This window comes from Klebsiella sp. 2019SCSN059 (assembly GCF_021739525.1).
In the GTDB taxonomy this organism is placed as follows: domain Bacteria; phylum Pseudomonadota; class Gammaproteobacteria; order Enterobacterales; family Enterobacteriaceae; genus Klebsiella; species Klebsiella quasipneumoniae.
On sequence record NZ_JAKKOM010000026.1, the window covers coordinates 36,200 to 58,301 of the forward strand.

Genomic DNA, 22,102 nt, shown 5'->3' on the forward strand with positions numbered 1-22,102 from the left:
TATGCAATTTAATATCCCTACGTTGCTTACTCTGTTCCGCGTCATCCTGATCCCGTTTTTTGTGCTGGCGTTTTATCTGCCTTTTAGCTGGGCGCCGTTTGCCTGCGCGCTGATTTTCTTTGTTGCCGCCGTGACTGACTGGTTTGATGGATTCCTCGCCCGTCGCTGGAACCAGAGTACCCGGTTCGGCGCCTTCCTCGATCCGGTGGCCGATAAAGTCATGGTGGCTATCGCCATGGTGCTGGTCGCTGAGCACTATCACACCTGGTGGGTCACGCTGCCGGCGGCGACGATGATTGCCCGTGAAATTATTATCTCCGCGCTGCGCGAGTGGATGGCGGAGCTGGGAAAACGCAGCAGCGTGGCGGTCTCGTGGATTGGCAAAGTGAAAACCACCGCACAGATGACTGCCCTGGTGTGGATGCTGTGGCGTCCTTATCCGTGGGTGGAATGGGCCGGGATCGCGCTTTTCCTCGTGGCGGCGGTGCTGACGCTGTGGTCGATGCTGCAATATTTGAACGCGGCGCGCGGCGATTTGCTTGATCAGTGATCGTTTCGCCGTTATTTTCAGCAAACGATGCAAAGTTGCGAAAAATACCGTTGACTCACCGCGAGAGATAAGTAGAATGCAACGCATCGAACGGCGGCACAGTCTTCCAGACGATAACAAAATCAAGTGATTAGCAAATAACTTGATGATGCGGGAATAGCTCAGTTGGTAGAGCACGACCTTGCCAAGGTCGGGGTCGCGAGTTCGAGTCTCGTTTCCCGCTCCAGATTAACAGCATCGGCAGTAGCGGGTGCTTCAGAATTAAAGGCGCGTTAGCAAAGCGGTTATGTAGCGGATTGCAAATCCGTCTAGTCCGGTTCGACTCCGGAACGCGCCTCCACTTTATATCCCGAGCCCGGATGGTGGAATCGGTAGACACAAGGGATTTAAAATCCCTCGGCGTTCGCGCTGTGTGGGTTCAAGTCCCACTCCGGGTACCATTGGGATAAAAGCAGAATAATCAAAGCAATAAGCAGTGTCGTGAAACCACCTACGGGTGGTTTTTTTGTTTTCAACCCCGCTTTATCACGACATGTCATCCTGTTTTTCTTCTCCACCTTGTCCTGCACCCGAAACATTGTTACTGGCTAAGCCTGCGCCTGATGATACGGGATGCCGTTCTGACTCCGGGCAAGGAGAGGCCTGAAGTCATGGTCTGTGATCGGCACAGACCTCTGGCGTAGAGGCTTACCGTAGTGAAGCCGGTCCGGGTCGCGGCGGATAATAGGCTTAGCGGGTGGGGGATTAAATGATCGGAACGATCTCGCTCCCCCAGGCCAGCAGGGGGAGGCAAGCGGGTACACAGCGAACCGGCGTTGAAACCGTCTCTACAGTTCGAGGTTGAAAGAAAGTACTTTCGATATAAATACAATCTCATCCGTAAGCGAGGGGAATTTGCCGGTAAATCTTTCTTCAGACTCAGGGGTAAAACGATATAGCGAATAATTCTCCCCGGACGCGATGCGCTCCAGCTGAAGGTGAGAGGGTTTCCGCAGTGAAAAAGCTAACAGATAAAAGTTCGTCGTGTGCTGAGCAAGTTCAGCGACTAATGCCGGGAGCGACTTGGCAAGGTCGATCTCTTCTCTGCAGCAAATGACAAAAAGCTTGCCATCCGCGCTTTTTAATATGTTCCTGAATCTCTTTACTGCGCGGAGGTAATACGCATAATCGGCTGGGGTGGTGGGATCGCGATGGGTGAAGATATCATTCAGGTTATATTTTTGTTTATATCTATTGTGGTGGGCGCCGGGTTCTTTGGACTGGCGATTTAATGAGCTATATTCGTTTTTGTCTAAAAAAGTCTGAAAATCGTCCCTCAGGCAATCGATGACCATCGCCGGGCAGGAAAAAATCCAGTCAAAAGGCAGAGAGATTTTTTTCAGATTAAATTTTTTCAGTGTCCACGACGTTAAACAATGGCTTCCTAATGACACAATGTGCTTCACAGCCCATTGTCCTTGAGTTTCAATCCCTGATACAGGATGTGGCGGGATACATACATTCTCGAATGCCATTCTGGATGGTGTTAATCCCTTGTACTCGTCACTATTGATCAGCGATGCGTTAAGAAGTTGTGCTGATTCTGCAAGCGACTTGTCAGAAATTGCATGGTAATAATTTTTAAGACCGTCAGGATCTGCGGGGCGACCCAGTAATGTTTTATACGTAGACTTTATTAACAATATTTTGAGATATTTTTTCTGGATGTCATCTGCCATTTTTTATCCGCTTGAAGCCATAGTGTTGCTTTATTTAATTGCTGCTTAAATATATAGCCATATAAATTGCGCGGGATTATGACAAGTTGATTTAAGATTGGCAATCCAGCAAAAAATAGCGACTGCAGGGCACGGCGTCGTTGAATATCCTCGGCAGGATCTGGTGGCTATCGATGCCTGGGCCGACGGCGGCAATCTCGCGAACGGGATCACCACGTAGTGGGAAACAATCCATTGTCACCGGCAATCGCTCATTTGTCCCAGGACAAAACGATCTCTCCCTGCTACTATCGTCCGGACACTTCATCCAGCCTGCCGGAGGCATCATGTTCACAGGGCTTTGCGCATTTCCGCTGACGCCGCTGCATCAGCAAACTATCGATGAAAAAGCGTATATTCGTCTTCTTGCTCGTCTTACCGATGCCGGAGTCGACTCCCTGGGCATCTTAGGCTCAACCGGCAGCTACGCCTATCTCAGTCGTGAACAGCGCAAGCGGGTGGTGCAGGTGGCGAAGGCGCATGCCGGGTCGACCCCGATGATGGTCGGCGTCGGCGCCATCGCCACCAGCGAGGTGCTCCGGCTGGTGGAGGATGCCCAGCAGGCCGGGGCGGATGCATTGCTCCTGCCGATGATGTCCTATCAGCCGCTCTTTGCGGAGGAGATCTACGCTTTTTACGAGGAGGTCTGCCGGCATGCCTCGGTGCCGGTTTGCCTGTATGACAACCCCCGTACCACCCACGTGACGTTATCGGATGAGCTGCAGGGGCAGATTGCTGCCTTACCGGCCATCGCCTCGATAAAAATTCCCGGTCTGCCCGCGCCGCAGGCGAGCGAACGGGTGGCGGCTCTGCGTCGTCATCTGCCTGGCGGCGTGACGCTTGGCGTTAGCGGTGACGTTCGCGCGACAGCGGGCTTGCAGGCCGGCTGCGAGGTCTGGTACTCGGTCTGCGGCGGCCTCTTTCCTCGTATCTCTCTGGCGCTGGTGAAAGCCATCCGTCACGGCGATGCGGCACAGGTGGCGGCGCTGAATAAGCAACTTGCGCCCCTCTGGCGGTGCTTTGACCGCTACGGCGGCAGCCTGCGGGTGGTCGCCGCCGCTGCGGCCATTCTGGGATTGTGTGATCCTGACTCGCTTCCCCGCCCCTTGCTGCCGTTAGGGGAGGAGGCCTGTCGCGACGTGGCGGCGGCGCTGCACGGGCTGGCCTGATTGTGTCGGGTCGACGCAGGCGCAATGGGCGCTGCCGGGTGGCTTTCTGCCGGCATTTCGGCTACTGTAGGCCCGATTTTTACCATGCGAGCCTGTGAATGAATACCGGACCTTTAAACGAAAACGAACTGGAATGGCTGGACGAGACGCTGGCGAAATACGCCACCGAAGGCGCTATTCTGGATGTCTCTGAACTGGATGGCCTGCTGACGGCGATCCTCTCGGCGCCCACCGCTATCGAACCCGCCCAGTGGCTGCTGGCTATCTGGGGTGGTGCCGATAATGTGCCACGCTGGGCCAACGACCGCGAGCGCGATCGCTTTGTCAATCTGACGCTGCAGCATATGAGCGATATCGCCGAACGGCTGGAGTCTTATCCCGATCAGTTCGAACCGCTGTTCGGCACCCGTGAAGCGGAAGGTCAGGAGCTGATCATCGTTGAAGAGTGGTGTTTTGGCTATCTGCGCGGCGTGGCGCTGAGCGACTGGTCGACGCTGCCTGCTGAACTTCAGCCTGAGCTGGAGGCGATTGCGCTCCACGGTAGCGAAGAACAGTTTTCCGCGCTGGATAATCTGACGGCGGATGAATTTATCGCCAGCATCGAGCGCATCACCCCGGCGGCGCTGGCGCTTTACCAGTACTGGATGGCGAATCCGCAGCCGGAGGTGGTCCCGCAGCCGGTAAGAAATGAGACGAAAGTCGGACGTAACGATCCCTGTCCGTGCGGCAGCGGTAAAAAGTATAAGCAGTGTTGCTTAGCGAAATGAAAAAGGGGCCAGTTAGCCCCTTCTTTTATCCCACCGCCGGTAACAGCCCGGCGACGATGCAGAACTGGATCGCTACGATGCCGATCCCGCACAGCAGGACCAGCCACAGCGCCGGGGCGCCGCCGGCCACCCGCCAGGCGGCCTGCGGATGCAGTCGGCGGCTCTTCATGACCAGCATGGCCGGTAACATCAGGGCCAGCACGGCCAACGCCACCCCGGCGTAGCCCAGGGCCATGACGAAGCCGCGGGGATAGAACAGGGCGAACGCCAGCGGCGGCAGAAAGGTGATCATCCCGCTCTGCAGACGCCCGCTGACGCTGTTTTTGCGCTGAAACATATCGGCCAGATAATCAAACAGCCCGAGCGAGACGCCGAGGAAGGAGGTCGCCAGCGCAAGGTCGGCAAACAGGTGTACGGCCAGCTCCACGTGCGGTGACGCTACCACTTCGCGGATCGCCTCCAGCAGACCGTTCAGACCGGCATGTTGCGCCAGCAGGGCGGTAAAGGCCGGAGCGTCGATACTGCCCAGCGTCGCCAGCTGCCAGAAAATATAGGCCACCAGCGGAATAAAACTGCCGATAATAAACACCCGGCGCAGCTTACGGATATCGCCCCCCAGATAGCTGACGACGCTCGGCACGCTGCCGTGAAAACCAAAAGAGGTAAAGATCACCGGAATGGCCGACAGCGCCAGGCCTTGCTCAACCGGCAGCGTGAGCAGGTTCACCTGATGAATGTGCGGCATCAGCAGAGCCAGCATAATCACCAGGAAGACGATTTTGGCGCTAAACAGGAAGCGATTGAACAGGTCGACCAGCGCGGTGCCAATGCACACCACCGCCCCGCCGAGCAGGGTGAAGATCAGTACGCCGGCAGCCGGCGGCAGCTGCCAGTCCAGCCACTGGTTGAGGCTGGAAGCGAGTAATTCGCCGGCGCCACTGATGTAGGCCGCCGTGAGGGCGTACAGCAGAAACAGCATGCAGAACCCGGTGATCCATTGTCCATAACGGCCCAGATAGCGCGCCGCCAGGGAACCGAGCCCCATATCGGCAGGGACATGCTGGTAGACTTCCAGCAGCAAAAGGGCGGTATAGCACATCAATGCCCACAGGGTGAAAAGTAAACCCAGCGTGACGGTAAAGCCGACGCCTGCGGCGGCCAATGGCATCGCCAACATACCTGCACCGATTGTGGTGCCGGCTACGATTAAAATACTGCCCAGAGTGCGGTTCTTCACGCTTTTCGCTATCCCTACAGCAAATCACAATAATTTATGCCGCGCAGAGTAGGGGATATTGCGTCTTTCGTCAAATCAGGGTTACAAGCTCTGTAATTAAAACTTTACAAGGTCGAAAGGATGAAAGCCTGCGCTGGCGCAAGGCGCGGGCCGTCGGTCTGGCCTAAGCTGGCGTTTTTTTCCGGAGGGGTTATGTCTTCTATTCATGGTCATGAAGTGCTGCAGATGATGCTGGCGTCGAAGGAGTGCTGGACGGTGGCTTCGCTGGAGGCGGCCATTCACCGTCGCTTTGGCGCAGAGGCGCGCTTTCACACCTGTTCGGCGGAAAATCTGAGCGCTGCGGAGCTGGTGGCGTTTTTAGAGCAGAAAGGCAAATTTATTGCCAGAGAGGCAGGATTTACCACCGCAGAAAACAAGATTTGTCAGCATTGAAAATGCCGCGACGGAGAAGCGTCGCGGCGCGGGCAATTAATTCTGCGTATCGAGGGTGGCCAGCTCTTTGTCGATAAAGTACAGACCTTCACCGCTTTTCCCGGCGAGGGTCAGTTTATCAATTACCGATTTAAATAATTTCTCTTCTTCATGCTGTTCGGCGACATACCACTGCAGGAAATTAAAGGTCGGGTAATCCTGACTGGTCATAGCCGCGTGCGCCAGTTCATTAATTTTTTGCGTGATCAGCTGCTCGTGCTCATAGGTCTGGCGGAACAGTTCATCCAGTGACGCATACTCGGCAAACGGGGAGGCGATAGCGTTGATGCGCGGCAGGCTGCCGGTGTCGGTCAGGTAGTCGAACAGGCGCTGCATATGGGTCATCTCTTCCTGGGCATGGCGACGCAGGAAGGCCGCAGCCCCTTCAAAACTATGATAACTGCACCAGGCGCTCATCTGCTGATAAAGAAGAGAAGAATAGAGTTCAAGATTCATCTGTTCATTCAGTTTGTCGATCATTTCCGTTTTCAGCATCGTCGCGCTCCTGGAATTAAAATATAGATGTTATCGGCTGCCACTATAATTTGTTATTTAATTATTTGCAAAAAGTAAATTTAAAAAGATTTTATTTAAAATGCTAATGGGAATAACACGCATTGGCAGTTTAATAATAAATGAGAATGGTTTTAATTTATTATTAGTTTTTTGCGGAGGCGAAATGACAGCCTCTGCGGATTGCGAGGCGGGGAGCGCCAGGCGGAGTCGTCCTGATGAGGAGGCGACACGCTAACCTGAGCGGCAGAGGCGGCGAAAGTGTGAAGCGATGCGTAATTTTTAAAACAACTTTTCATAAAATTTGAAAGTTTGTTTTCCAGGTAGTAGAGTGCAGTCAACGCCAATGACATTCTGCGGGCAGGCCCGCACAGCATTCAGGAGAGTAAACCATGAAGATTGCACTGATGATGGAGAACAGCCAGGCGAACAAAAACGCCATCATCCTCAAGGAGCTTAACGCGGTTGCCGACGAAAAAGGATTTCCGGTCTATAACGTCGGTATGAGCGATGAGAACGATCATCATCTGACCTATATTCACCTCGGGATCATGGCCAGCATCCTGCTGAATTCGAAGGCGGTCGACTTCGTGGTCACCGGATGCGGTACCGGCCAGGGAGCGCTGATGTCGCTGAACATCCATCCTGGCGTGGTCTGCGGCTACTGTATCGACCCGGCGGATGCGTTCCTGTTTGCCCAGATCAACAACGGTAACGCGCTGTCGCTGCCGTTTGCCAAAGGTTTCGGCTGGGGCGCCGAGCTGAACGTGCGGTTTATCTTTGAAAAAGCCTTTACCGGTCGTAACGGCGAAGGCTATCCGCCGGAGCGCAAAGAACCGCAGGTGCGTAATGCCGGGATCCTCAACCAGGTCAAAGCGGCGGTAGTCAAAGAAAATTATCTCGATACCCTGCGCGCCATCGATCCGGAACTGGTGAAAACCGCGGTCTCTGGCCCTCGCTTCCAGCAGTGCTTCTTCGAAAACTGCCAGGATAAAGCGATCGAAGCGTTTGTCCGCCAGATCGTCGGGTAATCGTTATCAGGGCCAGCGGCCGCTGGCCCTTCCATCCTCTACGATTTCTTCGCCGACACGCTGCTGCCTGCCGTTTTGGCCAGATGCAGGCTGTCGATCATCCCCACCAGACAAATCACCGCGATAAACACAAACGCCAGGCGAAAGCTGATCCCCGGTACGGCGGAAAGGTGCAGCCAGTCGCCGACCTGTTCACCCAGGCGGATGCCGATTGCCCCAAGCGTGATCCCCAGCCCCACCGCCAGCTGCGACGCGGTACTGAACAGAGTATTGGCATCGCTCATCTGCGCGGCGGGGACATCGGCAAAGGCCAGCGTGCTCACGCCCGTGAACTGGACTGAGCGAAACACCCCGCCGAGATAAAGGATCAGCATGATCGCCCAGACCGGAGTTTGCGGCGTGAGCAGCGCGCAGGCCAGCAGCGAACAGACGTTCAGCGCGCCGTTGATCAACAGCAGGCGACGAAAGCCCAGCCAGCGGATCAGCGGCGTGGTGGCGGGTTTAATCGTTAAATTGCCGACAAATACCGCCAGCACCAGCAGACCGGAGTGAAAGGGATCCATGCCGAACCCCACCTGAAACAGCAGCGGCAGGAGAAAGGGGACCGCGCTGATGGAGGCCCGGAACAGCGAGCCGCCGTACATCGTCACGCGGAACGTCGGCACCTGCAACGCCGTCAGACGAACCATAGGCGCTGTCGCCCGGCGGAAGTGGCGGATAGCATACGCCAGACAGCCGAAGCCAAGCGCGGCGAGGGCCAGCGTCGGCCAGATCTGCGGCTGACGATCGCCGAGCCGTTCCATCGCCGTGACCAGGCTGACCATCGCCACCGCGGTCGTGATAAACCCTGTCATATCAAAGGCGCGCCGCTCTGCTTCGCGGATATCAGGAATGATGCGCAGCGACAGGATAATCGCCGCGACGCCCAGCGGGACATTGATAAAGAAGATCCAGTGCCAGCTGGCGTAGCGGGTAATAAAGCCTCCCAAAGGCGGGCCGATAATAGGGGCCACCAGCGCCGGCCAGGTGAGGGTGGCGATGGCCTTTATCAGCAGGTGTTTCGGCGTGGTGCGCAGTACCGCCAGACGACCGACGGGGACCATCAGCGCGCCGCCGATCCCCTGCATGATACGCATGGCGACAAAGATATGCATCTCGCTGGAGAGGCCGCAAAAGATCGAGGCAAGGGTAAAAATGGCCAGGGCGAGGGTGAAGATAGCCCGGGCGCCGAAGCGATCGGCGATCCAGCCGCTGGCGGGGATCAGCACCGCGAGGGTAATCAGATAGGCGCTGATGCCGATATTCAGCTCGACGGCGGTAACGCCAAAATCTCTCGCCATGTCGGGCAGGGCGGTAGCGATCACCGTCCCGTCGAGAAACTCCATAAAAAAGGCGCCAGCCACCAGCAGCGCCGGGGCTGAAAAAGCACGTTCGTTCCCGGAAGAGATCGCGGTATTCATGTTGTCGCTGCCATCAAGGGGATCCTCGGCAAAGCGGCAGCAAAGGTGCCGCCAGCCACTCGGGTGGCGAAAAAAACCTGCCACGGCAGGTTTTATTATCGTTAACGATTTAGGGTACTATTACGCTCCTGAAAAAAGGAGTAATTAATGTCTCAACATCTTACCGAACACGACGAGCTGGTTTCCGATGTGGTTGCCTGCCAGCTGGTTATCAAGCAGATCCTCGACGTGATTGACGTCATCGCGCCGGTGGAAGTGCGTGAAAAAATGACCAGTCAGCTGAAAGCCATCGACTTCGCCAGCCACCCGGCCTCTGCCGATCCGGTGACGCTTCGCGCGGTGCAAAAAGCGATTGCCCTGATTGAGCTGAAGTTTACCCCGCAGGAAGAAACGCATTAATAACCGGCCCCGCGGGTGACCGACGGGGCATTTTCCTTTAATGGGAAACCACGGTCTGCGTTGGCGCAGCCTCAGCGGTTTTAAACAATTTGCTGTTGCCCCAGCACTCTTCGTAGCGATGGCCAACCAGATCCTCAACGATTGCCCGCACCTCCGGCGCAATATCACTGATTTTACCGCCCGCTTTAATCCGCGCGACTTCCTGCAGGACCACCAGATGGGCTTTACGGTCCAGTTTCATCTGCTTACTGAAGACGATGGCGGCCAGGGCTAAGGCGACGACACCGACGCAGAATACCACCGCGATGGCGGTCACGGCGCTTTCCGGTTGGCTGTGCGCTTTTGACTGGAAACCGTAAAAGCTCAGGATGGCCCCCATCGAAAACACCACAATCGAGCGCAGAATTTTCCCTGAGAAGGTCATGGCGCCGGCATAGATCCCTTCCCGGCGGCGTCCGGTGTAGATCTCGTCGACATCGGCGAGGAAGGTGTAAACGGTCCAGGGAATATAGTAAACCCCGCCGGTCCCCAGGCCGAACAGCACGGTAATACCGAACATCAGCACGGTCGCCAGGCCTGACGGCAGATGGAAGAACCACAGCGAGGTATACAGCAGGACTGCGAAAATCACGATCCCCAGCGCGAGGATATAGGGTTTGCTGAAGCCCTTTTTCACACACAGGCCGATAAACAGCGCGGTGGAGATCAGCTGCAGAATCGAGTTCAGGCTGTTCAGCCCGGCCACCATTGCCGGATCGTGCTGCAGAACGAATATCACGAAATAGGTGAAGATGGAGGCAAACAGCCATTCCGCGCCAAACCCGCACAGGTACATACCGAGATGTTTGCGGAACACGCGCAGATAAAAGGTGGAACGCATGTCTTTCGCCAGCGACAGCAGGGTGCTCAGCAGCCCCTTTTTCGCGCTGGTATCCACGGCTTCCGCACGCTCGCGCTCCCAGCTGCACAGCCACAGACAGGTAATCGCGACGATCAGGATCGCGCCGTAGGTCAGTCCGGTGAGGAAGAAAGGGGTGGCGGAATCTTTGCCGTACAGCAGAATGAACTGTCCGGGAATAAACGCGGCGAGGAAGTTGGCCAGCTTGCCGAAGATGGCTTTATAGCCGGTGAGCTTTGAGCGTAGCGAGAAATCATCGGTCATCTCTGTCGCCAGCGTTTCATAGGGCACCATGATGGAGGTGTAGATGATCTCAAACACCACATAGGTGCACAGGTAGTACCAGAAACTCAGGCCCTCTACCCACAGCAGCGGGTAGAACAGCATCAGCGGAATGCCGATCAGCAAAAAAAAGCGCCGACGGCCAAAGCGTTTGCCTAACCGCGTTTTGCCAAAGTTATCCGTCAGATAGCCCATCAGCGGGTTGCTGATGGCGTCGATGATGCTGGCGACGGAGAAGATAAATGAGGCCTCGATCAGCGTCAGGCCGCAAAAGGTCGTATAAAAATAGAGTAGCCATGCCCCGCTTATCGCCAGTGCGCCACTCCCTAACAGATTACCGCCGCCGTAGGCTAACTGATGGCGTAACAAGATCGGTCTTCCCTGCAGCCCTTCAGAGGCTGAAGCCGTGTATCGAGCCATAAAAAATAAACCTCGTGTTTTATATTTTTGAAACGCTGTTTTTATATTTCTTTGTGGCTCAACAAAAAGTGACCGCGCTCACTAATCCCCCCAAAGGGGTAACGGTGACGAGGGAATGGGATCGAGTTAAAACTTTTTTATTCTTTTGAGGAATAAATGGCAGGGGAGTATAGCGATAACGGATTAATAAACAGGGCGGGGCAGCGCGAACGCGCTCCCCCCTGATCGGCCGAGAAAGGCCCGACACCTCTGATTAATGGGGTTTCTGTGACGCTCCGACGAGGGCCATCAGACGGCGATCGGTCTGTTCCATACCGATCCCGGCTTTGTCGGCATTGCGAATTTCCTCGAGCACGCTTTGCAGCAGCAGCCCATCCTGCTGCTGCTCTTCCGCCAGCCGGGTCAGAAAACGCCAGGTGTTGTCATCGCTCTGCGCTTTGGCTTCCTCGGCGAGACCGCTCAGCATACTGCTACGCTGGCGGTAATCGACCAGGGTTTGGGTAAAGAGATCTTCCAGCGAGGTACATTCGGGATTACAGGCGCGGTCGGGATTCACTATCGGCCAGCTGCCGGCTTTTTTCAGATAGTCAAATACGCGCATGGTGAGGGTGATGCTGCATTGCGCGCGGTTGCGCAAAAATGTCGCGGCGCCGTCGAAGCGATGCCGGGCGCACCACTCGCTTAAGTTCAGGTAAACGTTAGAGGCGTGGAACTCAAGGTTCATCTGGGTGTTTAGCTTTTGTGCCATTCCTGGAACTGCCATAAAAATATCCTTATTAACCGGGAAGGGGTTACTGGTGCGCGTCAGCGGTTCCTGCGGTAAACAACAGGATAAAAGAGTGGCGCGCTGCACTGTTGCAGAATAATAAAACTCTACACATTCCGTATGAGTCGGGTAATTTTTCCTCTTGCCGACAATTTTAGAATACTCGCTGAATGGAATTAAGAAAACTCTCAAGATGGATAATTTACGTTTTGTTACACGATTATTCCTGAATGACGACTGGCGGGGGATTGGCGGCGTAGGCCGGGGCGTTAGCGCGGTGTGCCAGGTATAAGTTATAGGTATTTGACTACGAGATTCGTCGTATAACGCAAAGCTATAAGTTATTTCAGAGAGCAATGTTTCATGGTGATGATAATTATTTTTATTTTTTGTTGCAGGCTTTTTTATGTATCCGGAATATCTTTTTTCAATTCGGAATAAATTACGCAAAAGATCCGTTTTATCGCGATATAAAACGGCCGATGCCGGACTGGCGACGCGCGTCTGCTGATCTTCAGCGCCGGCAGGCAGTTGACCGCCGCTGCGACCCCGTTAGCCGCTGGATATAACAGTGCCGTAACCCTCTGTTAAACACCCTCTGACATCACAGGGATAACCCTGCTGGTGGTATAGATGATCCTGCTATTCGCCAGTTAAATTGTATGACAATTATGTCTTTTTTTATGTCTTTTTTTGCTAAATCTATGTACGCAATTACTGTAATTCCGCGATGTGATAATGCTCTCGTATGGAGAAATAATTTCCGGGTATTACTACTCTAACAACGGCAGTAGGGAATGTGATTTTTCTAATGCCTTGTTTTGATGCTGATAAAAAAGTTAATTCCGATTTTTCCCTACATGAAAGCGAATTAAAGCTGGAGTTTACCATGCACAAATTTACTAAAGCGCTGGCGGCCATTGGTCTTGCAGCGGTTATGTCACAATCAGCTATGGCGGAAAACCTGAAATTGGGTTTTCTGGTGAAACAGCCGGAAGAGCCATGGTTCCAGACCGAGTGGAAATTTGCTGATAAAGCAGGAAAAGATTTAGGCTTTGACGTCATTAAAATTGCGGTGCCGGATGGTGAGAAAACCCTGAACGCCATCGATAGCCTGGCGGCCAGCGGCGCGAAGGGCTTTGTCATCTGTACCCCCGATCCTAAGCTCGGCTCGGCGATTGTCGCTAAAGCGCGCGGCTATGACATGAAGGTGATTACCGTCGATGACCAGTTCGTCAACGCCAAAGGTAAACCGATGGAGAGCGTGCCGCTGGTGATGATGGCGGCCAGCGAAATCGGCGCCCGCCAGGGGCAGGAGCTGTATAAAGAGATGCAGAAACGCGGCTGGGATGTTAAAGACACCGCGGTGATGGCCATCACCGCCGATGAGCTGGACACCGCCCGCCGTCGTACCACTGGCTCCATCGATGCCCTGAAGGCGGCCGGTTTCCCGGAAGCGCAAATCTACCGCGTTCCGACAAAATCTAACGATATCCCGGGGGCGTTTGACGCCGGTAACTCGATGCTGGTCCAGCACCCGCAGGTTAAACACTGGCTGATCGTTGGGATGAACGACAACACCGTGCTCGGCGGCGTGCGTGCCACTGAAGGCCAGGGCTTTAAAGCGCCGGATGTGATTGGCATTGGCATCAACGGCGTGGATGCCGTCAACGAACTGTCGAAGGCGCAGCCGACCGGTTTCTATGGCTCCCTGCTGCCAAGCCCGGATATTCATGGCTATAAAACCAGCGAAATGCTCTACAACTGGGTCACCAAGGGCGTTGAGCCGCCGAAGTTCACTGCGGTGACCGATGTGGTGCTGATTACCCGCGATAACTTCAAAGAAGAGCTGGCGAAAAAAGGGCTGTAACAGCCCGGTTGAACTGGCCCCCGCCGCGGCGGGGGCTGAGTGCAGAAGAGCGGAGTCGTTATGCAACAGTCTACCCCTTATCTCTCATTTCGCGGCATCACCATGACGTTCCCTGGCGTAAAGGCCTTGTCCGATATCAGTTTTGACTGCTACCCAGGACAGATCCACGCGCTGATGGGCGAAAATGGCGCAGGCAAATCGACGCTGCTGAAAATCCTCAGCGGTAACTACATCCCCACCGCGGGCCACCTGCAGATCGGCGGTCAGCAGATGGCGTTCACCAATACGATGGCGGCGCTCAACGCCGGCGTGGCGATTATCTATCAGGAACTGCATCTGATCCCGGAGATGACCGTCGCCGAAAATATCTATCTTGGCCAGCTGCCGCACAGAGGCGGCATCGTCAACCGCTCGCTGCTCAACTACGAGGCCCGCCTGCAGCTTGAGCATCTGGGGCTGGATATCGACCCGGAGACGCCGCTGAAGTATCTCTCCATTGGCCAGTGGCAGATGGTGGAGATTGCCAAAGCGCTGGCGCGTAACGCCAAAATTATCGCCTTCGATGAACCGACCAGTTCGCTCTCCGCCCGGGAGATCGACAACCTGTTTCGCGTTATCCGCGAGCTACGGGAGGAGGGGCGCGTCATCATCTATGTTTCACACCGGATGGAAGAAATTTTTGCCCTCAGCGATGCCATCACCGTCTTTAAAGATGGCCGCTACGTCTGCACCTTTGATGATATGCCGAGCGTCAGCCACGACGCGCTGGTTCAGGCCATGGTGGGACGCAATCTGGGGGATATTTACGGCTGGAAACCTCGCCCCTACGGCGAAGAGCGGCTGCGTCTGGAGGAGGTGAAGGCCCCGGGCGTGCGCACGCCGGTCAGCCTCTCGGTGCGCAGTGGCGAAATCGTCGGCCTGTTTGGGCTGGTGGGCGCCGGGCGCAGCGAACTGATGAAAGGTCTGTTCGGCGGGACGCGGATCACCGGCGGTCAGGTGTATATCGATGGCCAGCCCGTCGACATTCGCAAACCGGCCCAGGCCATCCAGGCCGGGATGATGCTGTGCCCGGAAGATCGGAAAGCGGAGGGGATTATTCCGGTTCACTCCGTGCGCGACAACATCAATATCAGCGCCCGGCGCAAGCATATCCACGCCGGGTGCCTGATCAACAACGCCTGGGAGGCGGACAACGCCGATCAACATATCCAGTCGTTAAACATTAAAACGCCGGGCCCGGAACAGCTGATCATGAACCTGTCTGGCGGCAACCAGCAGAAAGCGATCCTGGGCCGCTGGCTGTCGGAAGAGATGAAGGTGATCCTGCTCGATGAGCCCACCCGCGGTATCGATGTCGGCGCCAAACATGAAATTTACAACGTGATATATGGCCTCGCCGCCTCCGGTGTCGCCGTGGTATTTGCCTCCAGCGACCTGCCGGAAGTGCTGGGCGTCGCTGACCGCATCGTGGTGATGCGTGAAGGGCAAGTCGCCGGCGAACTGCTGCATGAAGAAGCCAATGAACAGCAGGCGTTAAGCCTTGCGATGCCAAAAGTGAGTCAGGCTGTCGCCTGAGTAAGGAGTAAATGATGTCATCAGTGACTACGTCCGGCGCTACCCGCTCTGCCTTTAGCTTTGCCCGTATCTGGGATCAGTTTGGCATGCTGGTGGTGTTTGCGGTGCTGTTTATCGGCTGCGTAATTTTTGTGCCTAACTTTGCCTCATTCGTCAATATGAAGGGGCTGGGCCTGGCGATCTCGATGTCCGGGATGGTGGCCTGCGGTATGCTCTTCTGCCTGGCCTCCGGCGATTTCGACCTGTCGGTGGCGTCGGTTATCGCCTGTGCCGGGGTCACTACCGCGGTGGTGATTAACCTGAGCGAAAGCCTGTGGCTGGGGATTGCCGCCGGTCTGCTGCTGGGGGCGATCAGTGGCCTGGTCAACGGCTTTGTCATTGCCCGGCTGAAGATCAACGCCCTGATCACCACGCTGGCCACTATGCAGATTGTCCGCGGTCTGGCCTACATTATCTCCGACGGTAAAGCGGTGGGGATCGAAGATGAACGCTTCTTCACCCTCGGTTACGCCAACTGGTTTGGTCTGCCGGCGCCGATCTGGCTGACGGTCGCCTGCCTGGTGGTTTTCGGATTATTACTAAACAAAACCACCTTTGGCCGTAATACGCTGGCTATAGGCGGCAATGAAGAGGCGGCGCGTCTGGCCGGTGTTCCGGTGGTGCGCACCAAGATTATTATCTTTGTGCTCTCCGGTCTGGTATCGGCCGCGGCGGGGATCATTCTGGCGTCGCGGATGACCAGCGGCCAGCCGATGACCTCGATTGGCTATGAGCTGATTGTTATTTCGGCCTGTGTGCTGGGCGGGGTATCGCTGAAGGGCGGGATCGGCAAGATCTCCTACGTGGTGGCCGGGATCCTGATCCTCGGGACCGTGGAGAACGCGATGAATCTGCTGAACATCTCGCCGTTTTCACAATACGTTGTGCGCGGGGTCATCCTGCTGGCGGCGGTAATTTTTGACCGCTACAAACAAAAAGCCAAACGTGCGGCCTGATTTCAGGCATAACTTTTAAGTCTACAGAGTAATTACCGCCAGCGCCCGTTTCGCTGGCGGTAACTATCAAAAATGGCGAGGTTGGTCACACTGTCTATACTTACATGGCTAACATATAATTAACAACCAGCTTCGGCTGGCCATGATAAGGAGGAAACAGGGTGGATAACCAGATATCTGTACCGCCTGCGCTAACCGGAAACTACGCTTTTTTCTTTGACCTCGACGGTACTCTTGCCGATATCCAGCCGCACCCCGATCAGGTGGTGATACCCGACAACACGCTGCAGGCGCTCAACGCGCTGGCCCGGCAGCAGGGCGGGGCGGTGGCATTGATTTCAGGGCGCTCAATGTCTGAACTTGACGCGCTAACCCATCCCTGGCGGCTACCGCTGGCCGGTGTTCACGGGGCTGAACGCCGTGATATTAATGGTAAAACCTATATTGTCTCTCTGCCGTCGGCTCTGCGCGATGAAATCGCGGCTGAGCTGACCTCGGCGTTGCAGGCGCTCCCCGGGTGCGAGCTGGAGAGTAAAGAGATGGCCTTCGCGCTCCACTACCGCCAGGCGCCGCAGCAGCAGAGCGCGGTGCTGGAGCTGGCGCAGCGCATCGTTCAGCGCTACCCGCTGCTGGCGCTACAGCTTGGCAAGTGCGTAGTGGAGATTAAACCCCGCGGTGTCAACAAAGGGGAGGCGATCACCGCCTTCATGCAGGAAGCGCCGTTTGCCGGTCGCGAACCGGTTTTTGTCGGCGATGATTTGACCGACGAAGCGGGATTCAGCGTGGTTAATCAACTGCAGGGAATGTCGATAAAAGTGGGCGCCGGGGAAACCCAGGCGCACTGGCGGTTGGCGGATGCCGCCGCCGTAAGGACGTGGTTGCAACATCTGGCGTATGACGCGCAAACCGAAAGGAGGGATGACCATGAGTCGTTTAGTCGTAGTCTCTAACCGTATCGCCTTACCGGACGATAAAAAATCGAGCGCTGGCGGTCTGGCCGTCGGCATCCTGGGGGCACTGAAAGCGGCAGGGGGTCTGTGGTTTGGCTGGAGCGGCGAAATTGGCGATGACCAGCAACCGCTGAAGCAGGTCTCCCGCGGAAATATTTCATGGGCGTCGTTCAACCTTAATGAACGTGACCATGACGAATACTACAACCAGTTCTCTAATGCCGTGCTGTGGCCGGCCTTCCATTATCGTCTTGATCTGGTCAGCTTCCAGCGCGAAGCCTGGGAGGGATATCAGCGAGTCAATGCCATGCTGGCGGACAAGCTTCTGCCGCTGATCGAGCCAGACGATACGCTGTGGATCCATGATTACCATCTGCTGCCCTTCGCCAGCGAACTGCGCAAGCGTGGGGTCAACAACCGGATCGGCTTCTTTTTGCATATTCCGTTCCCGACGCCGGAGATTTTTAACGCGCTACCGCCGCACGCTGAGCTGCTGGAACAACTGTGCGATTACGACCTGCTGGGCTTCCAGACTGAAAGCGACAGAACCGCGTTTCTTGACAGCATTGCCATGCAGACCCGACTCTCCGACCTCGGAGACAAACGCTATCAGGCGTGGGGTAAGGCGTTCAGCACTGAGGTTTATCCGATAGGGATCGATCCGGACGAGATTACGCGCAACGCCAAAGGTCCGCTGCCGCCGAAGCTGGTCCAGCTGAAAAACGAGCTCAAAAACGTGAAGAATATCTTCTCGGTGGAGCGGCTTGACTACTCGAAAGGGTTGCCGGAGCGGTTCCTCGCCTATGAGACGCTGCTCGAAAAGTATCCTCAGCATCACGGTAAGATCCGTTATACCCAGATCGCACCGACCTCCCGCGGCGATGTGCAGGCCTATCAGGATATCCGCCACCAGCTGGAAACTGCATCCGGGCGCATCAATGGCCAGTTTGGCCAGCTTGGCTGGACCCCGCTCTACTACCTGAACCAGCATTTTGATCGTAAGCTGCTGATGAAGGTCTTCCGCTACTCTGACGTCGGCCTGGTGACGCCCCTGCGCGATGGTATGAACCTGGTGGCGAAGGAATACGTGGCGGCGCAGGATCCGGATAACCCTGGCGTACTGGTCCTGTCGCAATTTGCTGGTGCGGCGCAGGAGCTGACCAGCGCCCTGATCGTCAACCCCTACGATCGCGACGAGGTTGCCGCCGCGCTGGATCGCGCCCTTAGCATGCCGCTGGCGGAACGTATTGCCCGTCATTCTGCGATGCTGGACGTGATCAGAGAAAATGATATTCATAACTGGCAGGCGCGCTTTGTCGACGATCTGCAGCATATTTCACCGCGCAGTGAGGAGAGCCGCCTGCGGGGGAAGATAGCCACGTTCCCTAAACTGGCCTAGTTCAGGAAAAGGGCTAACCGGCGTTAGCCCTTTTCAAGGGAAACCAGCAGGACATCGACGCCGCAGCTGCCGACGATATTTTTCGCCGAGCAGGTGGCGCGCGAAAAAAGGGAATGGTTATGATTGCCGCAGATCACCAGATCGACCTGGTGCGACCGGCAGAAGTCCTTAATATGATGGCCCAGTTCGCCGCAGGCGATGGTCATTTTCTCTATCGGGTAGTCCGCGTGACGCGCCAGCTCGTTGAGAAAATCACGCGTCTCTTCCTGCATCACCTCGCGCAGATTTTCCATCATCGGCGCAGCGAACTGGTTATACAGCTCCGGATCCGTGGCGAGGGTGATAAAGCTCACTTTCGCGTTCACGGGCCGGGCAATCGACACCGCTTTTTTAATTAATACCTGACTCTCCGGCGTTGGCGCGACGGCAACCAGCAGATGTGAATAAGGCATCTGACCTCCTTGAGATACGCGGAATAACCCTTTCTTCCTTCTTTCTTTACTCCTGTTTACCCGGCTGCGCAAGGGCCGATCCCGGGATTTGCGAGCCTCTTCGCCAGTCAGTGTTTTTACGGTTAGATCACAATGATGAACCTGTCTTTTGATTTAAAGGAAATGCCGTTTTATAAATGAGTGAAGTGAAGACGTCATCTCTTTGTCATTTTGCCACCGGCGGCGGTTGCGTGGCAAAAGCACAAAGGTAACGTCGTTTCGCTGCTTTTAGTGTAGCCAGGTACCCACTCCCTTCCGGTGGCAAATCCGGAAAGATTGTCGGCGTTCTCTTAAAAAAAGACACAGGATCACGGCGATGAAAACACGAAAGATTGGACTGGCTAACTACCTGGCCTACGGCGCGGGCGATTTCCTCGGCGCCGGCACCACGGCGCTAACCGCCGCATGGCTGCTCTACTTTTACACCACCTTCTGCGGACTCTCTCCGATAGAAGCCACGCTGATATTCGCTTCCGCCCGCGTACTGGATGCGGTGGTGAGCCCGCTGATGGGCTTTCTCACCGATAACTTCGGCACCACCTGGCTCGGCAAGCGCTTCGGCCGCAGAAAATTCTTTATTCTGCTCGGCATCCCGTGCGTATTCAGCTACTCGGCGATGTGGGTTGGCGAGATGGGCTTCTGGTACTACCTGCTCACCTATCTGCTGTTTGATATGGTCTACACCATGATTCTGGTGCCCTACGAGACGCTGGTGCCTGAGATGACCGATGACTTTAAACAGAAAACCAAATTCTCCGGCGCGCGCATCTCAATGGCGCAAATGTCGGCGATTTTAGCCTCCTTTCTGCCGGGGATCCTCCTTACCTGGCTCGGAAAAGACAATGCCAGCTCGTTCTTTTATGCCAGTCTGGTGTTCTCGGTCCTGTGCGCGGTGATGCTGACCTTCGTCTGGTGTTTCACCTGGGAGCGGCCGCGTGAGGCCTGGTCAGAGGCTGCGCTGCGGGCGGAAGCGGAAAAACAGAACTTAACCCTCGCCCAGAGCCTCAATCGCCTGGTGATTGAGCTGAGCTCCACGCTGCGGATAAAAATCTTCCGCCAGCACCTCGGCATGTATCTGGGGGGCTATATCGCCCAGGACGTCTTCAATGCCGTGTTCACCTATTACGTGGTCTTTGTTCTGATGCAGGAGGCCTCTGTCGCCTCGAATCTGCTGGGAACGATGGCGATTTTCCAGTTTATCGCCGTGATAGCCATGATCCCGCTGTGCATTCGCTTTGGCCCCGCGCCGTCGTACCGCATGGTGGTGGTCCTCTTTGGCCTGAGCTCGCTCTCCTATGCGCTGCTCTACTATGCCGGACTGAGCGACGTCTATTCGTTATTGCTGCTCATCTCTGCTGTCGCCGGACTGGGACGCGGCGGGATTAACTACGTACCGTGGAATACCTACACCTATATTGCCGACGTCGACGAAGCGATCACCGGCCAGCGCCGGGAGGGGATTTTTGCCGGCATCATGACGCTGACCCGCAAAGCCTCGCAGGCGGGGGCGGTGATGCTGGTGGGCATCATCATGCAGTTGTCGGGGTTTGTCTCCGGGCAAAAAATACAGCCTGAAGGGGTCAGCCATACCATATTGCTGATCCTCAGCGTCGGCACGCTGGTGGTCTTAGCCTGCGGCTTCCTCGTTTCGCTGCGCTTCAAACTCAATCTGCATACCCACAGCGTCCTGCGCAGCGAAACCCTAAGAATGCGCGAAAGCGGTCACGCCCAGCCGGAACTGACCAGTGCGGAACACCGCGCGGTCGTCGAGATGCTGGCGGGGATGCCCTACGACTGCCTGTGGGGAAATAACAATATTGGCTACCTGAATCGTCATAAACCTGCTGCCCCGGCGCTCACCCAGGGCGGCGCTTTGAATTCGACATATACCCGAGGTTAACAACATGAAAGTTTGGCCGGTAAAACATAGCCCATTACTCTGTCAGCCTGAGCGTTTTATCGCCCGTAGCGAACTGCAGGCGCTCATCCGCAACGTGACGCAAAACCTGGTGAATATTAAGGATGAGAGCGGGCAATTTTTACTGCGCCTGGATGACGGGCGCGTTATTGATACCAAAGGCTGGGCCGGCTGGGAGTGGACCCACGGCGTCGGGCTGTATGGCATCTATCAGTATTATCAGCAAACCGGCGATCTCGAGATGCGCGATATCATTGACCGCTGGTTTGCCGACCGTTTCGCCGAGGGGGCAACGACCAAAAACGTCAACACCATGGCGCCGTTCCTGACCCTGGCCTATCGCTTTGAAGAGACCGGATGTAAGGCGTATCTGCCGTGGCTGGAGAGCTGGGCGGAGTGGGCAATGTATGAGATGCCGCGTACCGAGCAGGGCGGCATGCAGCACATCACCCTGGCGGAAGAAAACCACCAGCAAATGTGGGATGACACCCTGATGATGACCGTGTTGCCGTTAGCCAAAATTGGCAAGCTGCTTCACCGTCCGCAGTATGTGGAGGAGGCGACCTATCAGTTCCTGCTCCACGTGCAGAACCTGATGGACCGGGAAACCGGGCTGTGGTTTCACGGCTGGAGCTATGACGGTCGGCATAATTTTGCCCGGGCGCGCTGGGCGCGGGGCAACAGCTGGCTCACTATGGTGATCCCGGATTTTCTTGAGTTAGTGGATCTCCCGGAAGGGAATGCGGTACGGCGCTATCTGACCGAGGTGCTGAACGCGCAAATTGCCGCCTTAGCGAAATGTCAGGACGACAGCGGCCTGTGGCATACCCTGCTGGACGACCCGCACTCTTATCCAGAGGCCTCGGCGACCGCCGGCTTTGCCTACGGCATACTCAAAGCGGTGCGCAAGCGATATGTCGGGCAGCACTATGCCGGGGTGGCTGAAAAAGCGATTCGCGGAATTGTGCAGAATATTTCGCCGCAGGGGGAGCTGCTGCAGACTTCCTTTGGCACCGGAATGGGGTCAGACCTTGATTTCTATCGCCAGATCCCGCTCACCTCGATGCCCTACGGCCAGGCGATGGCGATCCTCTGTCTGACCGAGTATCTGCGCAAGTATTTCTGAGCAGGAGACCCCGCAGGCGCGGCGCCTGAAAAAACTAACCCGGCTTTCGCCGGGTTGG

Annotated in this window: 21 protein-coding genes, 3 tRNA genes and 1 pseudogene; 17 read left to right on the forward strand and 8 right to left on the reverse strand. The window is 55.9% G+C overall.

Going from position 1 to position 22,102, the window contains the following annotated elements; translation table 11 throughout:
• Position 1: 1 nt before the first annotated feature.
• The 4 genes from pgsA (at position 2) to L2I46_RS21615 (ending at position 990) form a co-directional block, all read left to right on the forward strand.
• Entirely contained in the window at positions 2-550 is a 549-nt protein-coding gene (gene pgsA, locus L2I46_RS21600) for a CDP-diacylglycerol--glycerol-3-phosphate 3-phosphatidyltransferase (protein WP_004141115.1), read from the forward strand.
• A 150-nt stretch (positions 551-700) separates the two neighbouring features.
• A tRNA-Gly gene (locus L2I46_RS21605) sits at positions 701-776 on the forward strand.
• A gap of 40 nt (positions 777-816) precedes the next feature.
• Positions 817-890: transfer RNA gene (locus tag L2I46_RS21610), tRNA-Cys, on the forward strand.
• Between the two features lie 13 nt (positions 891-903).
• Positions 904-990 (forward strand) — tRNA-Leu (locus tag L2I46_RS21615).
• Between the two features lie 387 nt (positions 991-1,377).
• Here L2I46_RS21615 and L2I46_RS21620 read toward each other — a convergent pair.
• Positions 1,378-2,268, reverse strand: coding sequence for a DUF1796 family putative cysteine peptidase (locus tag L2I46_RS21620; RefSeq protein WP_236948224.1), 891 nt, complete (start codon positions 2,266-2,268; stop codon positions 1,378-1,380).
• Between the two features lie 326 nt (positions 2,269-2,594).
• Between L2I46_RS21620 and L2I46_RS21625 the strand changes: the two genes are divergently transcribed.
• Entirely contained in the window at positions 2,595-3,476 is an 882-nt protein-coding gene (locus L2I46_RS21625) for a dihydrodipicolinate synthase family protein (protein WP_147733310.1), read from the forward strand.
• Positions 3,477-3,574: 98 nt separating this feature from the next.
• Entirely contained in the window at positions 3,575-4,243 is a 669-nt protein-coding gene (locus L2I46_RS21630; RefSeq protein ID WP_048336031.1) for a YecA/YgfB family protein, read from the forward strand.
• A 25-nt stretch (positions 4,244-4,268) separates the two neighbouring features.
• Here L2I46_RS21630 and tyrP read toward each other — a convergent pair whose 3' ends face one another.
• Positions 4,269-5,480: a tyrosine transporter TyrP gene (gene tyrP / locus L2I46_RS21635; RefSeq protein ID WP_032428925.1), complete on the reverse strand. Its 1,212-nt coding sequence runs from the start codon at positions 5,478-5,480 to the stop codon at positions 4,269-4,271.
• A 192-nt stretch (positions 5,481-5,672) separates the two neighbouring features.
• On the opposite strand from tyrP, the gene L2I46_RS21640 reads away from it, so the two are divergent.
• Entirely contained in the window at positions 5,673-5,912 is a 240-nt protein-coding gene (locus tag L2I46_RS21640; RefSeq protein ID WP_023290274.1) for a YecH family metal-binding protein, read from the forward strand.
• 36 nt (positions 5,913-5,948) lie between these two features.
• Here L2I46_RS21640 and ftnA read toward each other — a convergent pair whose 3' ends face one another.
• Together ftnA and L2I46_RS21650 are read right to left on the reverse strand one after the other, a co-directional pair.
• Entirely contained in the window at positions 5,949-6,446 is a 498-nt protein-coding gene (gene ftnA, locus L2I46_RS21645) for a non-heme ferritin (RefSeq protein ID WP_004203451.1), read from the reverse strand.
• A gap of 57 nt (positions 6,447-6,503) precedes the next feature.
• A pseudogene (locus L2I46_RS21650) lies at positions 6,504-6,614 on the reverse strand (hypothetical protein); the annotation flags it as partial.
• Between the two features lie 242 nt (positions 6,615-6,856).
• Here L2I46_RS21650 and L2I46_RS21655 point away from each other — a divergent pair.
• Positions 6,857-7,495: an RpiB/LacA/LacB family sugar-phosphate isomerase gene (locus L2I46_RS21655; RefSeq protein ID WP_023290273.1), complete on the forward strand. Its 639-nt coding sequence runs from the start codon at positions 6,857-6,859 to the stop codon at positions 7,493-7,495.
• Between the two features lie 38 nt (positions 7,496-7,533).
• Here the strand turns inward: L2I46_RS21655 and L2I46_RS21660 are convergent, their stop codons facing one another.
• Entirely contained in the window at positions 7,534-8,955 is a 1,422-nt protein-coding gene (locus L2I46_RS21660; RefSeq protein WP_236948225.1) for an MFS transporter, read from the reverse strand.
• A 147-nt stretch (positions 8,956-9,102) separates the two neighbouring features.
• Here L2I46_RS21660 and L2I46_RS21665 point away from each other — a divergent pair, with 147 nt between their 5' ends.
• The gene (locus L2I46_RS21665) at positions 9,103-9,354 is read left to right on the forward strand and encodes a DUF2766 family protein (RefSeq protein ID WP_004203448.1); all 252 of its coding nucleotides are present in this window, start codon (positions 9,103-9,105) and stop codon (positions 9,352-9,354) included.
• Between the two features lie 37 nt (positions 9,355-9,391).
• On the opposite strand, the gene L2I46_RS21670 is transcribed toward L2I46_RS21665, so the two are convergent.
• Positions 9,392-10,903, reverse strand: a complete 1,512-nt coding sequence (locus tag L2I46_RS21670) for an MFS transporter (protein ID WP_032453400.1) — start codon at positions 10,901-10,903, stop codon at positions 9,392-9,394.
• A 65-nt stretch (positions 10,904-10,968) separates the two neighbouring features.
• On the opposite strand from L2I46_RS21670, the gene L2I46_RS21675 reads away from it, so the two are divergent.
• Positions 10,969-11,103, forward strand: a complete 135-nt coding sequence (locus L2I46_RS21675) for a hypothetical protein (protein WP_032428923.1) — start codon at positions 10,969-10,971, stop codon at positions 11,101-11,103.
• 104 nt (positions 11,104-11,207) lie between these two features.
• Here the strand turns inward: L2I46_RS21675 and L2I46_RS21680 are convergent, their stop codons facing one another.
• Positions 11,208-11,717, reverse strand: coding sequence for a non-heme ferritin-like protein (locus tag L2I46_RS21680; protein ID WP_032453399.1), 510 nt, complete (start codon positions 11,715-11,717; stop codon positions 11,208-11,210).
• Between the two features lie 892 nt (positions 11,718-12,609).
• Between L2I46_RS21680 and L2I46_RS21685 the strand changes: the two genes are divergently transcribed.
• From L2I46_RS21685 to otsA, 5 genes are all read left to right on the forward strand, one after another.
• Positions 12,610-13,590: an arabinose ABC transporter substrate-binding protein gene (locus L2I46_RS21685; RefSeq protein WP_004203441.1), complete on the forward strand. Its 981-nt coding sequence runs from the start codon at positions 12,610-12,612 to the stop codon at positions 13,588-13,590.
• Positions 13,591-13,650: 60 nt separating this feature from the next.
• Positions 13,651-15,165, forward strand: coding sequence for an L-arabinose ABC transporter ATP-binding protein AraG (gene araG, locus L2I46_RS21690; RefSeq protein WP_032453398.1), 1,515 nt, complete (start codon positions 13,651-13,653; stop codon positions 15,163-15,165).
• A gap of 14 nt (positions 15,166-15,179) precedes the next feature.
• Positions 15,180-16,160, forward strand: a complete 981-nt coding sequence (gene araH, locus L2I46_RS21695; protein WP_023290266.1) for an L-arabinose ABC transporter permease AraH — start codon at positions 15,180-15,182, stop codon at positions 16,158-16,160.
• 161 nt (positions 16,161-16,321) lie between these two features.
• Positions 16,322-17,110 carry a trehalose-phosphatase gene (gene otsB, locus L2I46_RS21700; protein ID WP_023290265.1) on the forward strand — a complete coding sequence of 263 codons (789 nt, stop codon included), beginning with the start codon at positions 16,322-16,324 and terminating at the stop codon, positions 17,108-17,110.
• Positions 17,085-18,509 carry an alpha,alpha-trehalose-phosphate synthase gene (otsA, locus tag L2I46_RS21705; RefSeq protein ID WP_032453397.1) on the forward strand — a complete coding sequence of 475 codons (1,425 nt, stop codon included), beginning with the start codon at positions 17,085-17,087 and terminating at the stop codon, positions 18,507-18,509. Before otsB ends, otsA begins: the two co-directional genes overlap by 26 nt.
• A 23-nt stretch (positions 18,510-18,532) precedes the next feature.
• Here the strand turns inward: otsA and uspC are convergent, their stop codons facing one another.
• Positions 18,533-18,961, reverse strand: coding sequence for a universal stress protein UspC (gene uspC / locus L2I46_RS21710; RefSeq protein WP_004203433.1), 429 nt, complete (start codon positions 18,959-18,961; stop codon positions 18,533-18,535).
• Between the two features lie 355 nt (positions 18,962-19,316).
• On the opposite strand from uspC, the gene L2I46_RS21715 reads away from it, so the two are divergent.
• Positions 19,317-20,900, forward strand: a complete 1,584-nt coding sequence (locus tag L2I46_RS21715) for an MFS transporter (protein WP_048297823.1) — start codon at positions 19,317-19,319, stop codon at positions 20,898-20,900.
• A gap of 4 nt (positions 20,901-20,904) precedes the next feature.
• Positions 20,905-22,044 carry a beta-galactosidase BglB gene (gene bglB / locus L2I46_RS21720; RefSeq protein ID WP_048336026.1) on the forward strand — a complete coding sequence of 380 codons (1,140 nt, stop codon included), beginning with the start codon at positions 20,905-20,907 and terminating at the stop codon, positions 22,042-22,044.
• Positions 22,045-22,102: the final 58 nt, after the last annotated feature.